This is a genomic window from Azospirillum oryzae (assembly GCF_900177515.1).
Classification (GTDB): Bacteria; Pseudomonadota; Alphaproteobacteria; order Azospirillales; family Azospirillaceae; genus Azospirillum; species Azospirillum oryzae_A.
On sequence record NZ_FXAK01000005.1, the window covers coordinates 660,826 to 673,471 of the forward strand.

The 12,646-nt window shown below is 68.6% G+C and carries 12 protein-coding genes; 3 read left to right on the forward strand and 9 right to left on the reverse strand.

Features of this window, described 5'->3' with window-relative positions:
* Positions 1-102: 102 nt before the first annotated feature.
* The gene (locus B9N97_RS11355; protein WP_085086350.1) at positions 103-1,095 is read left to right on the forward strand and encodes a pyridoxal-phosphate dependent enzyme; all 993 of its coding nucleotides are present in this window, start codon (positions 103-105) and stop codon (positions 1,093-1,095) included.
* 311 nt (positions 1,096-1,406) lie between these two features.
* A complete protein-coding gene (locus B9N97_RS11360; protein ID WP_085086352.1) occupies positions 1,407-2,063 on the forward strand; it encodes a YitT family protein in 657 nt (218 codons plus the stop codon).
* 17 nt (positions 2,064-2,080) lie between these two features.
* On the opposite strand, the gene B9N97_RS11365 is transcribed toward B9N97_RS11360, so the two are convergent.
* The 4 genes from B9N97_RS11365 to B9N97_RS11380 form a co-directional block, all read right to left on the reverse strand.
* Positions 2,081-2,803: a protein tyrosine phosphatase family protein gene (locus B9N97_RS11365; RefSeq protein ID WP_085086354.1), complete on the reverse strand. Its 723-nt coding sequence runs from the start codon at positions 2,801-2,803 to the stop codon at positions 2,081-2,083.
* Between the two features lie 79 nt (positions 2,804-2,882).
* The gene (locus tag B9N97_RS11370) at positions 2,883-3,881 is read right to left on the reverse strand and encodes a hypothetical protein (protein WP_085086356.1); all 999 of its coding nucleotides are present in this window, start codon (positions 3,879-3,881) and stop codon (positions 2,883-2,885) included.
* 5 nt (positions 3,882-3,886) lie between these two features.
* The gene (locus B9N97_RS11375) at positions 3,887-4,930 is read right to left on the reverse strand and encodes a hypothetical protein (protein WP_085086358.1); all 1,044 of its coding nucleotides are present in this window, start codon (positions 4,928-4,930) and stop codon (positions 3,887-3,889) included.
* 110 nt (positions 4,931-5,040) lie between these two features.
* On the reverse strand, positions 5,041-6,567 hold the full coding sequence (locus B9N97_RS11380; RefSeq protein ID WP_085086360.1) for a bifunctional metallophosphatase/5'-nucleotidase: 1,527 nt from the start codon (positions 6,565-6,567) through the stop codon (positions 5,041-5,043).
* 174 nt (positions 6,568-6,741) lie between these two features.
* Here B9N97_RS11380 and B9N97_RS11385 point away from each other — a divergent pair, with 174 nt between their 5' ends.
* Entirely contained in the window at positions 6,742-7,440 is a 699-nt protein-coding gene (locus tag B9N97_RS11385; RefSeq protein ID WP_085086362.1) for a type 1 glutamine amidotransferase, read from the forward strand.
* Here B9N97_RS11385 and B9N97_RS11390 read toward each other — a convergent pair.
* The 5 genes from B9N97_RS11390 to B9N97_RS11410 all read right to left on the reverse strand — a co-directional run bounded on the left by B9N97_RS11390 (position 7,397) and on the right by B9N97_RS11410 (position 12,482).
* Positions 7,397-9,064 carry an NTP transferase domain-containing protein gene (locus B9N97_RS11390; RefSeq protein WP_085086364.1) on the reverse strand — a complete coding sequence of 556 codons (1,668 nt, stop codon included), beginning with the start codon at positions 9,062-9,064 and terminating at the stop codon, positions 7,397-7,399. The two genes, B9N97_RS11385 and B9N97_RS11390, sit on opposite strands and share 44 nt — an antisense overlap.
* A 233-nt stretch (positions 9,065-9,297) precedes the next feature.
* Positions 9,298-10,014 carry an XdhC family protein gene (locus tag B9N97_RS11395; protein ID WP_085086366.1) on the reverse strand — a complete coding sequence of 239 codons (717 nt, stop codon included), beginning with the start codon at positions 10,012-10,014 and terminating at the stop codon, positions 9,298-9,300.
* On the reverse strand, positions 10,011-10,340 hold the full coding sequence (locus B9N97_RS11400) for an XdhC family protein (protein ID WP_167393273.1): 330 nt from the start codon (positions 10,338-10,340) through the stop codon (positions 10,011-10,013). Before B9N97_RS11400 ends, B9N97_RS11395 begins: the two co-directional genes overlap by 4 nt.
* On the reverse strand, positions 10,337-11,551 hold the full coding sequence (locus B9N97_RS11405; RefSeq protein WP_085086368.1) for a vWA domain-containing protein: 1,215 nt from the start codon (positions 11,549-11,551) through the stop codon (positions 10,337-10,339). The genes B9N97_RS11400 and B9N97_RS11405 overlap by 4 nt, the downstream gene beginning before the upstream one ends.
* A 7-nt stretch (positions 11,552-11,558) precedes the next feature.
* Positions 11,559-12,482: an AAA family ATPase gene (locus B9N97_RS11410; protein WP_085086370.1), complete on the reverse strand. Its 924-nt coding sequence runs from the start codon at positions 12,480-12,482 to the stop codon at positions 11,559-11,561.
* Between the last annotated feature and the right edge of the window lie 164 nt (positions 12,483-12,646).

Consider the following 12,646-nt stretch of genomic DNA (forward strand, 5'->3'; position numbering starts at 1 on the left):
CGAGCGAATGTGTGGCTCGGCGCGAATTATTCACCCGGTCCGCTGAGGCGGTCCGGGGCACGCCCGTCCTACCCAAAAATTCGTTCGCCGAGGATTTTCGCGATGTTCACCGCGCATGCCGATGCCGCGCGCACCCTCTCTGTCTGCACGCCCGTCCACAATTCCGATTTTGAAGATCGGCCCGTCGGAAATCTTCTTCCGGCCTGGCTGCCGCTGTCGGCGGTGACCGACGCCGCCCGACGGCTGTCCGGCCAGATCGTCCACACGCCGCTGCTGCATGCCCCGACGCTCGACCGCGAACTGTGGCTGAAGGCTGAGGTGTTCCAGGCCACCGGCGCGTTCAAGGAGCGCGGCGCCCTGAACCGCCTGCTGCGGCTGACGGCGCCGGAGCGGGCCGGCGGCGTGGTGGCGATGTCGGCCGGCAACCATGCGCAGGGGGTGGCGCTGCACGCCGCCCGGCTGGGGGTGAAGGCCACCATCGTGATGCCGGAGACGGCCCCGCGCTGCAAGGTGGAGCGCACCGCCGAACTGGGCGCCGAGGTGGTGCTGCACGGCGCCACGGTCGGCGAGGCGAAGGGCAAGGCCCTGGAACTGGCGGCGGAGCGGCGGCTTACCTTTCTCCACCCCTATGACGATCCCGATGTGATCGCCGGGCAGGGGACGGTCGGGCTGGAGATCCTGGCCGACCGGCCGGACGTCGATACGGTGGTGGTACCGGTCGGCGGCGGCGGGCTGCTGGCCGGCGTGGCCGCCGCGGTGAAGGCGCAGCGCCCGCGGGTGCGGGTGATCGGCGTGCGCCTTGCCCGGCGCGGCGGCCCAACGCTGGCCGACGGCATCAATGTTCATGCGCTCGGCAAGCTGCCCCAAGCCATCGTCGACACGCTGGTCGACCGGGTGGTCGAGGTGGAGGAGGCGGAGATCGCCGCCGCGATGCGCGCCCTGCACCGCTCCTTCGGCGTGGTGGCGGAAGGGGCCGGCGCCGCCGGAGTCGCCGCGGTCCTGGGCGGCCGGCTTGGGCGAACCGGGCGGACGGTGGCGGTGCTGTCCGGGCGCAATGTGGACGGCGACACGCTGGCGCGGACGTTGGCGGCGTGATCCCCGACTTGCAATTGCTGCGACCTCTTGCCCCCTCCCCAACCGTCCCCCGCTTTGCGGGAGAGGGAGCACGCGTCGAATCGGCGGCAGTCCCCTCTCCCGCGATCGGACCGGCCTTCGGCCGGCCGAGAGCGGGGGAGGGTTGGGGAGGGGGCAAAGCGGCTGGCACCAAAGGACCGCCCCACCGGTCGCTCCCCCGCAAATCGCATAGCTCCCCCCTTCACCGAAGCGAAGTCTGGATAGGTCAGCAGAAATGACCTATGTTGGTGTTCGCGTGTAAACACACAGGCGACATCGGGGGAGTAGCTGACATGACGAACAATTCCGCCTCGACTGTTTCGTCATCCCCTGCATCGGTCACTTACGAGCGTCCGCGCGCGGCACACAGTCTCTTTGACAATTTGCAAGGTCAACTGTTCGGCGTTGTCATGACCTCGTTCGGAATTGCCATTCTCCATGCCGCCGGGCTGGTCACCGGGCAGGCGGCGGGGTTGGCCTTCGTAATTTCCTACGCGACGGGCGTCGATTTCGGGCCTCTGTTCTTCCTGGTCAATCTGCCCTTCTACTTCCTTGCGCTGGCCCGCATCGGCGTGGGCTTCACCATCAGGTCGCTGGTCGCGGTGACCGGCATCGCCCTGCTGTCCGGCCTGCTGCCGACGATGATGAGTTTCAGTGCCATCAACCCCTATGTGGCGGCGGTGCTGGCCGGCTTCTGCGTCGGAATCGGCGTCATCGCGCTCTTCCGCCACGGTGCCAGCGGCGGCGGTGTCGGCATCCTCGCCTATTACCTGCAGGAGAAGACCGGCTTCCGCGCCGGCTGGCTGCAGGCGCTGTTCGATCTGGCGGTGTTCTCGGCCGCCGCCTTCGTGCTGGAGTGGCCGGCGCTGCTGGCGTCGATCCTGGGGGCGGCGGTGCTGAACGCCTTCGTCGCCTTCAACCACCGCGCCGACTGGTACGTCGCCCGCTGAGAGGGGAATGGGCCGCGCTATTCGCGGCCCAGCACCCGGTCGACCACGGTGTCGGCCCATTCGCGCGACCGGAAGCTCGCCTTGGCCTCCACCGGGTCATAGACGCGCTCGACCCAATCCCAGAAGGCGATCGGGCGCTTCTGGTTGTAGGCGGCGTACAGCTCGAAGAAGTAGTCGAGGATGCCGGTCTTCGCCTGCTTGAAGTGGCCGTATTTCCAAGACAGCTGCTTCATCGCCTGCTCGAGCGGCTGGCCTTCATGGGCGAACAGGTACAGCGTCGCCATGAAGCCGGCGCGGTCGGCGCCCGACTTGCAGTGCATCAGCGCCGGATAGGTCATGGTCTTGAACAGCTCGCGCGCCTTCAGAAGGGTTTCCTTCTTCGGCATGTCGCGGGAGTTCACCGGGAAATCGACCAGTTCCAGCCCATGGGCGCGGCAGGCCTCCGCCTCCAGGATGTAGGAGGCGCAGTCGCGCGAGCCGCGCAGGTTCAGGATCGTCTTCACCCCGTTGCGCTTCGCCATCGCAATGTGCGAAGGCGAGGGCTGGCTCGCCCGGTACATGTTGGGGGAGATGCGGTAGGTGTTGGAATAGATCAGCCGGAAGCAGGCATGGTCGATGAACACGCTTTCCAGATGGCCGAGCGCCCGCTGCCACGGCGTCGCCATGCGGCTGCGGCTGCGCTTGATCGCGTCGGCCAACGCGGTGGTGGTGACCGCCCGCAGGGTGCTTTTCTTCGCCAACTCAAACCTTCCGACTCTGACGGAACGCCAACATAGGCATGACAGACGTTCCGTCAAGAACCGCCATCACATCGAAGCGTCAAGCCACCCTGTCCTGCAGCCGCACATACATGCCGTACTGCGCCGCCAGCGTCAGCACGATTTCCATGTAGAGGTTGATCAGGCCGTTGGCGTAGAAGGCCGGGCAGCCGGTGTAATGACGCTCCCCCGCCATCGCGGTCGGTTCGATCAGGTCGGTGTTCAGGACGATCAGGTCCTTATCCGGATCATAGAGGAAGGCCGACTGGTCGGGGCGCAGCGGATGGATGGCCTGATGGTCGTCGGCCTCGATCCTGCCCGCCGCCATGAACTGGCACAGCATGCCCAGGCTACCCATGGCGAGCGGCAGAACCTGTTTCAGGCTGCGGCGGGCGAGGTCGTCATAGGCGGCGGCCTCCAGCCCCGGACGCAGCAGCGGCGCCGCCTCCACCAGATTCCAGCAGACATGCAGCGCGGTGTGGCTGCCGGTCTTGGTGATCGACAGCATGTCGTAGCCGGACGGCCCGTGCAGCACCGACTTCTGCAATTCGCGCCCCAGCACATAGCCGGCGGCGGCCATGTCGGTGATGGTGCCTTCGGTTCGGCAGCGGTCCTCCTCCACCATCACCTTGATCGCCCAATCCTTGATGATGGCGTCCAGCAGATGGCAGACGGAATCGCGCAGGAAGCCGACCATGCGGTCAGGGTCGGCGGCGGCCATGCCGTCGGGATCGGCGAAGTCCAGCCCGTGCGGCGACTCCGGCGGGGTCGACAGCACCAGATGCCCGGATTCGTCCAGCGGAATGCGGGCGATGATGTGCTCCCGCAGGTCGGCATAGAGGAATCCCAGCAGCGTGTTGATGGCGACCTTCTCGAAATCCTCCTTGCGGGTGTCGGCATGGGCCGGGCAGTGGCCGGCCAGCGTCAGCAGTTCCTCGCTGAGCAGATAGTCCGGCTCCTCGGCGATGCGGTGCAGGATGGGCGCGAGGTTGATCCGGGTCATCCCGGCCTCCTCATGCGCGCTGGCATAGGTCAGGGCGAAGTCGTTGGTGCGGGCCATCGGGCTCAGCCCTCCTGCAGGCGGTCGTAGACGCCGTAGTCGAGCGCCAGCCCGGCGACGATGTCGAGATACAGCTTGATCAGGTTGGTGGTGTAGAAGGCCGGGCAGCCGGTGTAATAGCGCTCGCCCGGCTTGGCGAAGGTGACGATGGGATCGGCGTTCAGCCGGATCAGCCCGTTGGCATCCAGCACAAAAGCCGTCTGGTTCTTGGGCAGCCGGTGCACGGCCAGCCCGTCGGCCGGCTCGATTCCGCTTTCCTCCATGTAATGGACCAGCATGCCCAGGCTGGCCATCGACAGCGGCACGATCTGCTTCAGGCTGCGGTGGACCAAGTCGTCGTAGAAGGCGGCATCGCGCCCCGGCACCAGCAGCGGCGCCGCCTCCACCATCGCCCAGCAGATGTGGATGGCGGTGTGGCTGCCGGTCTTGGTGATCGACAGCATGTCGTAGCCGGCGCGCTGGTACAGCGGCGAATGCTCCAGCAGCGAGCGCAAGACGAAGGTCGCCGCCGCCTCCAGCGAAATTGCGCCGGAGCCCTGGGAGCGGAAATATTCCTCCTCGTGCACCAGATCGACGGCCCAGCCGGTGATCAGCCCGTCCAGCAGGTGGCAGGTGGCGTCGCGCAGGACGGAGCAGAAGACGTCCGGCTCCGCCGCCGCCATGGCGGCGCGGTCGGCCGGATCGAGCCCGTGCGGAGAGCGCGGCGGGATCGGCAGCATCGGCCGGCCGTCGGCATCGAAGGGCAGCTTTGCCGCGATGTGGTCGCGCAGGCGGTTGAACAGCAGGGCCAGCAGGCTGTTGACCGCAACCTTGTCGGCGTCGTCCTGCGGGATCGGGGCCGCGCCGGCCTGCGCCCCCTCGGCCTTGCCGGAATGGAAGGGGCACTGGCCGGCGCCCTGGCGGAATTCCTCGCTGAACAGGAAGTTCGGGTCGGACTGGATGCGCTGCAGGATATGGGCGATCGACACCCGGCCCAGCCCCGCCTCGCCATGGGCGGTGTTGAAGCTCTGGGCGAAGTCGTTGGAGCGGGCGGTCAGGGTGTCGGACATGCGTGCGGCCTTCGGCGCGGATGTAGAGCGGACGGGTTACCCTAAAGGGAACTGCCGGCCGCGCGCAACGGAGTGTCGCCTCCGGGCTCTATAATGTCCCGGCCGCTGCGTTATTTTGCCACGATCCGACCTTCCACCGCGGGCGCGACCGTTTTCTTGGATTCGACATAATTCATCACGATGGTCGCCAGCAACACCGCGCCCGAGGCGTCGACGATGACTTTGGCGCGCGGGAAGGCGGCATAGCCGTCGCCGCCCTTCAGCATGTAATCGTTGGTGGCGACGCGGTAGGTCGCCTGCGGGTCCAGCGGCTTGCCGCCCACATTCACCGACGTCACCCGCCGCCCGGCCGGCGCCTTGGGATCGTAGGTCATGGTCAGCCCGGAGACCTGGGGGAAGCGGCCGGCCTTCTCCTCCACCTTGCCGACGCCATGTTCGAGGGTGGAGATCAGATCCTGCCCGGACATCTCCACCAGCACGCCGACATTGCCGAAGGGCAACTCGGCGAAGATGTCCTTGCGGGTCAGCGTGGAGCCGGCGGGATGCAGCGCGTCGGCGCGGATGCCGCCGCCGTTGGTGATGGCGACATCGGCCTTCAACGCGTCGCGCAGGGCGTCGGCGATCAGGTTGCCCATGCTGGATTCGCGGCTGCGCACCACGTCCTTGCGGCTGTCCAGTTCGGTCGTCGTGGTGCCGATCACCGCGGCCAGATCGCTGTCGAGCCGCTTGGTATAGCCGTCCACCACCGACTCCACCGACGGATCGGGCGCGACGCCGGCGGTGGTGACGAAGCGCCATTCGGTCGGCACGGTGGTTGTCGCCGGCCCCTTTCCGGCATCCTTGGTCTCGACCGCCAGCTTTACGACGCCGAGATACTGCGCATCGTGTCCGGCCTTCAGGATCAGGGTGGAGCCCTCGTAGAAGCTGATCGGGTCGTGGTCGTGGCCGCCCAGGATCAGGTCGATGCCCTTGACCTTGGACGCCAACTCGCGGTCCTCCGCGATGGTCAGGTGGGTCAGCGCCACCACGACCGTGGCTCCCTTGGCCCGCAGATCCTTTACCGTTGCCGCCGCCGTCTCCAGGACCGGAGAGAAGCTGAGGCTCGGCCCGGCACTGGACAGGCGGGCGGTTTCGGGGGTGATCAGGCCGAGGAAGCCGACGGTGATGCCGTCGATGGTCCGGGTCCAACTCGGCACCGTGCCGGCGAAGGCAGAGCCGTCCGCCGACCGCACATTGCTGCCGATCCAGGGAAATTTCGATTCGGCCATGCGCTGTTTCAGCGTATCGGGGCCGAAGTCGAATTCATGGTTGCCGAAGGTCACCGCGTCGACGCCGATGGCGTTGAACAGCGCGATCATCTGCGCGCCCCGCGTGGTGCCCGACAGCAGCGACGGCGACAGGAAGTCGCCGCCGACGGTGGTGATCGCATCGGGGGCCGCCGCGCGTTCGCGCTTCAGCAGGGTCATCAGCGGCCCGAACCCGCCCTGTCCCTTCACCGGCGCGATCTCGTACACGTCGTTGACGTGCAGGAAGGTCAGCGTGCCGGTTTGTGCCCCATTCTGTGCTAGGGCGGGCAGGGCGGCCCCCAGAATGACGGCGAACAGCGGCGCGGCGATCAGGCGGAAACGGAACAGCATGGAGAGCGGACCTCCGGTGGCATGCCCGCGTATTCTAGATCAGCTTTGCCCTGCCACGCATAGCGGCTTTGCGGCGTGGAGCATGCGATCTGGAGCGGCTGCGGCTTGAACTCCGCCTGCGACGGTCTCACAACTTGATGACAAGATTGCCAACGACGCGAGCCGAGCAGACCCATGCGCATCCTGGTCGTTCAGAACAGCCGAACCGCTCCCATCGGTCTGGTGGGCGATGCGCTGACCGACGACGGCGCCACCCTCCACACCGTCGCCGCCAACGAGGGGGAGGCAATCCCGGACAAGGACGGTTACGCCGGCCTCGTCGTGCTGGGCGGTCCGCAGGATGCCTGGAACGACGAGAAGGGGCCGCATTTCGGCCGGGTGATGGAGACGATCCGCGACTTCACCGACGCCGACCGGCCGGTGATGGGCATCTGCCTGGGGGCGCAGCTGGCGGCCCGCGCCTATGGCGCCAAGGTCTACCGCCACACCACGCCGGAACTGGGCATCCATCGCGTCAGCCTGACCGACGGCGCGCAGGACGACCCGCTTCTTGAAGGGTTCGGTCCGGAGCTGAACCTCGCCCAGTGGCACTACGACACCTTCGAGTTTCCCGAGGGCGCGGTGCCGCTGGCCTACAGCGCGGCTTGCGACCGTCAGGCCTTCCGCCTCGGCCGCGCCACCTACGCCTTCCAGTTCCACCCCGAGGCCACCGGCGACATCCTGCGCGGCTGGGCGTCGCGCATTCGGGAGGAGGCGCGGGAAAGCAACGCGGAGATGCTGCACGGTCTGGAGGATTCCATCGCCACCCATCTGCCGGTGGCGGAGCGCTTCACCCGCGCGATGACCCGGCGCTGGCTGGATCTGGCGCGCTAATCTTTCTGCCGTCGGCCGTCTCGGTGAAGCGGGCCAGCAACTCGGGGGTGTCGACGTCGTAGAGGATGCCGGCGTCGTCCACCGGCACCTCGCACAGCCGGTCGGCATGCTGGCCGATCAGCCGCTTCGCCCCGGCGTCCCCCGTCAGCGCCGCCATCTCCGTGAAGAAGGCGCGGTCCCACAGCACCGGGTTGCCCTGCTTGCCGTGGGTGGTGGGAATGCAGATGGCGCGGCCCTCCACCGGGCTGTAGGCGGCGATCAGCCGGTCGATCACGGCGGACGCCACCCGCGGCATGTCGCCCAGGCACACCACCACCGCATCGGATTCGCTGGGCACCGCCGCCAGACCGGCGCGCAGCGAACTGCTCAGCCCCTCGGCGAAGGCCGGATTGTGGACGAAGGTGACGGGCCGGTCGGCCAGCGCCCGTGCCACGCTTTCCCCCTGGTGGCCGGTGACGACGATGACGTTGGCCGCCTGCGAGGCCAGCGCCGCATCCACCGCGCGGGCGACCAGCGGCGCGCCGTTGACCTCCGCCAGCAGCTTGTTGGTCGGCCCCATGCGGCTGGAGCGGCCGGCGGCCAGCACCAGGGCGGTGACGCGCGGCGCGCGGGGCGTCTCGGTCGAGACGCCGGCACGCGGCAGCGGCCTAGTCGGAATCTCGGCCAGCAGCCCGCCGACACCCATCCGCATCACCTCGGACCGGCTCGGCGGAATGCCGGCGGCGATGCGCTGCAGCACCCAGTCGAAGCCGTTCAGCTTGGGTGAGCGCGCACAGCCTGGCAGCCCCAGCACCGGTTTGCCGTCGCGACGGGCCAGCAGCAGCAGGTTGCCGGGATCGACCGGCATGCCGAAATGCTCCACCACGCCGCCGGCCCGCTCGATGGCCGCCGGCAGCACGTCGCGCCGGTCGGTGATGGCCGACGCGCCGGCGATCAGCAGCAGGTCGGCCGGCGGCATCGCCGCAATCTCCGCTGCCAGCGCCGCCTCGTCATGGGCGCAGCGCGATTCATCAATCAGCGTGCCGCCGAGCGCCTCGATCCGCTCCCGCGTCACCATGACGGTCTTGTCGAGCACGCTGTCCTTCACCCCCGGCAACCGCGTCTGGATCAGCGCCACCGACAGCGGCCGATAAGGCAGGACGGCCAGCGGCGGCGGCCCGTCGGCGGCGAGCTGTTCGGCCTGCTCCACCGCGGCGGCGGGGGCGGCGAAGGGGATGATCTTGACGGTCGCCAGCATCTGACCGGGCTGGACCGGGGCGAAGTCGGGCAGGGTGGCGATGGTGACGCTCTCGTCGATTTCGTTGATGGCGTCGATGCAGGCGGGGTCGAGGCGCAGAAGCCCGTGTGCCTCGGCGAACAGGTTGACGCGCCCGGTGAAGGCCGCGGCGATCTGGACGGAGCCGCCCGCCACGGCGGCGGCGATGCGGGTGGCGGCGGCGTCCTCGGCGATGTCGCTGTCCGACAGCTTGGCAGCGATCACCTCCGAAATGCCGGCCTCGCGCAGCGCGGCGACGTCATCGGCCGAAAGCCGGCGGCCCTTCTTGAAGGCGAGCCCGCTCAGGCGCAGCGAATGGGCGAGGATCGCGCCCTCGGCATCGGACAGGGGAAGCGGGCCGAAGAACATGGGGGGCTCCGGATGGGCACGGACGATGTATGCCCACGGATATGGCGGCCCGGACGGAAATGGGCAATCGGCGGAAGGTGTGGGGTGCCGAGGTGTCGACTGGCGATGCCCCCACCCTGACCCTCCCCCGCTGGGCGGGGGAGGGGATAAGCGCTTGCTCGAACAGGCTGCGGCAGTCCCTCCCCCGCCCAGCGGGGGAGGCTAGGTGGGGGCACCCGCTGCAACCACTCCCCTCAACAGGGATGGTTCTCCCCCCGCCGCACGCAGGTGATCTGCCCCATGATCGAGATCGCGATCTCCGCCGGGGTGACCGCACCGATCGACAGGCCGACCGGGCCGCGGATGCACTTCACCTCGGCCTCGCTCAGCCCCTCGTCGCGCAGGCGGTCCAGGCGCAGGGCGTGGGTGCGCTTGCTGCCCAGCGCGCCGACATAGAAGGCGGGAGAGCGCAGCGCCGCCACCAGCGCCGGGTCGTCCAGCTTCGGGTCGTGCGTCAGGGTGACGACGGCAGTGCGGGCGTCGGGCTTCAGCTCCGCCAGCGCCTCGTCCGGCCACAGATGGTTCAGCTTGACGCCGGGGAAGCGCGCCTCGGTCGCGAAGGCGCCGCGCGGGTCGATCACCGTCACGTCGTAGCCGGTCAGCGCCGCCACCGGGGCCAGCGCCTGGGCGATGTGCACGGCGCCGACGATCAGCAGCCGCATGGCCGGATTGTGGACATGCACGAACAGGCGGAAACCGTCCTCGTCCTGCGGGTCGACCAGCAGGCCGGAGCGGTCCTGGCGGATGCGTCGGCGCACCTCGTCCAGCAGGTCGGGCTCCAGCCCGAAACCGCCATGGACGGTGTCCTCGTAAACCAGGGTCTGGAGGCCGGTGTTGAGGTCGGTCACCAGGGCGGCCGGGATCGCGGCGGCCTTCGCCGCGAGCAGACGGTCAAGAATATCGCGTTTCATTCCACGGCCTCGACATAGACCTGCACCTGTCCGCCGCAGGCCAGCCCGACTTCCCAGGCCATTTCGTTGGTGATGCCGAAGGACAGCAGGCGCGGCTCGCCGTCCTTCATCGACTTGGCGGCCTCGTGCGCAACGGCGCTTTCGATGCAGCCGCCGGATACGGACCCGGCCATTGCGCCGCTGTCGTCGACCGCCATCTGGCTGCCGACAGGCCGCGGCGAGGAGCCCCAGGTCGACACGACGGTCGCCAGGGCCACCCTGCGGCCGGCGGCCCGCCATGCGGCAGCCTGCTCCACGATGTTGTCCGCCATCAGGGTGTCGTTCATCCCGCCGCCTCCTTCAACCAGCGGCGCAAGCCCGGGCTACGACGCGGACCCTCGGACGACAGGACGCCGGCCAGATCCGCGAGGCTGTTCAGGCTGTGGGCCGCAAGAAAATCGTCCACATGCGGCAGCAGCGCCCGGATGCCCGAGGATTTCGGCGCGAAGCCTTCCCAGCGCAACAAAGGATTCAGCCAGACGAGCCGCCGACAGCTTTTGTGCAACCGATCGGCCTCTGCCGCAAGCCCTTCCCCTGCATCCCTGTCCAGCCCGTCGGTAATGAGAAGCACGACCGCGCCCTGGCCCAGCACCCGGCGCGCCCAGGTCCGGTTGAAGGCGTGCAGCGCAGTGCCGATCCGCGTGCCGCCCGACCAGTCGGCGACCGCCCCCGACACGGCGTCCAGCGCCACGTCCACGTCCTTGTGCCGCAGATGGCGGGTGATGTTGGTCAGCCGGGTGCCGAAGACGAAGCTGTAAACCCGATCGCGGTCGTTGGTCACCGCATGCATGAAATGTAGCAGCATCCGCGAATAGCGGGTCATCGAGCCGGAGATGTCGCACAGCACCACCAGCGGCGGCGGCCGGGTGCGGCGGCGCTTGCGGGCAAGGTCCGACAGGTCGCCGCCGGTGCGCAGCATCCGCCGCAGCGTGGCGCGCGGATCGACGCGCGGCCCCATCGGGTCGGGGCGGTAACGCCGTGTGGTGACCTCCGCCAGCGGCAGGGCGAGACGGGCCAGCAGCCGTTTGGCCTGCGCCATCTCCTCCCCCGTCATCTTCTCGAAATCCTTGTCCTGCAGCCGTTCGGCGGCGGACACGGTGAAGGAGGCGTCGACCTCGATCTCGGTCTTCTCCGGCTCCTCCTGCTCGGCACCGCTGCCATGCAGGGCCTCGGCAAGGCGTTGGGCCATCTCCGGCTGGTCGGGCGCCTCCGTCCGCACCTTCGGCAGCATCAGCGACATCATCTTCTTCAGGATGTCCGGGTTGCGCCAGAAGACGTGGAAGGCCTGATCGAACAGCTCGCTCTGGTCGTGGCGGTTCACGAAGATGGCGTGCAGGGCCCAATAGAAGTCGGTGCGGTTGGACAGGCCGACCGCCTCGACCGCCTCGACCGCCTGCAGCACCTTGCCCGGCCCGACCGGCAGGCCGGCGGCGCGCAGCGCGCGGGCGAAATGCATCAGGTTGAGGGTGAGGCGGCCGGCCGGCGCGTCGTCCGTCATGGCGGCCTCAGCGTGCGGTGGTGGCGGCCAGCTCGGTCTTGACCTGGGTCAGGATGCGCGCCGCCTCGCTGCCCTGGATGCGGGCGATGTCGTCCTGGTATTTCAGCAGCGTGCCCAGCGTGTCGTTGATGACGGAGGGCTCAAGCTCCAGCTGGTTCAGTTCGACCAGGGCCTGCGCCCAGTCCAGCGTCTCCGCCACGCCCGGCGCCTTGTAGAGGTCCATGCCGCGCAGGGTCTGGACGAAGCCCACCACCTGTGCGGCCAGCCGGGCGTCGGCCTGCGGCGCCTTGACCGACAGGATCTCCCGCTCCCGCGCGGCGTTGGGATAATCGACCCAATGGTAGAAGCAGCGCCGCTTCAGCGCATCGTGGATCTCGCGGGTGCGGTTGGAGGTGAGGATGACGATGGGCGGTTCCGGCGCATGGACGGTGCCGAATTCCGGGATCGAGACCTGATAGTCGGACAGGATCTCCAGCAGATAAGCCTCGAACGGTTCGTCGGTGCGGTCCAGCTCGTCGATCAGCAGCACCGGCGGCCCGGCGAGGTCCGGCTCCAGAGCCTGGAGCAGCGGGCGCTTGACCAGGAAGCGTTCGGAAAACAGGTCGGAGGCGAGTGATTCGCGGTCCTGCCCGCCCGACGCCTCGGCCAGCCGGATCTCCATCATCTGGCGGGCATAGTTCCACTCATAGACGGCGGATGAGGCGTCCAATCCTTCATAGCATTGCAGCCGCAGCAGCTTGCGGCCGAGCGTCGCCGACAGGACCTTGGCGATCTCGGTCTTGCCGACGCCGGCCTCGCCCTCCAGGAACAGCGGGCGCTTCAGCTTCAGCGCCAGGAACAGCGCGGTCGCCAGTGAGCGGTCGGCGACGTAGGAGCCGCGGGTGAGAAGCGCCAGCGTGTCATCGACGGAGGCGGGGAGGGGGGTGGTCATGGACGGCCTTGGGGATGGACAACGAATGCCCTCTCCCGCCCCGGGAGAGGGAGGGGACCCACCGAAGGTGGGGAGGGTGAGGGGTGAGGCAAGACTCCCGGACCGCGTGGTTCCTTGGATCACCCCTCACCCTTCCCACCGCTTCGCGGCGGGCCCCTTCCCTC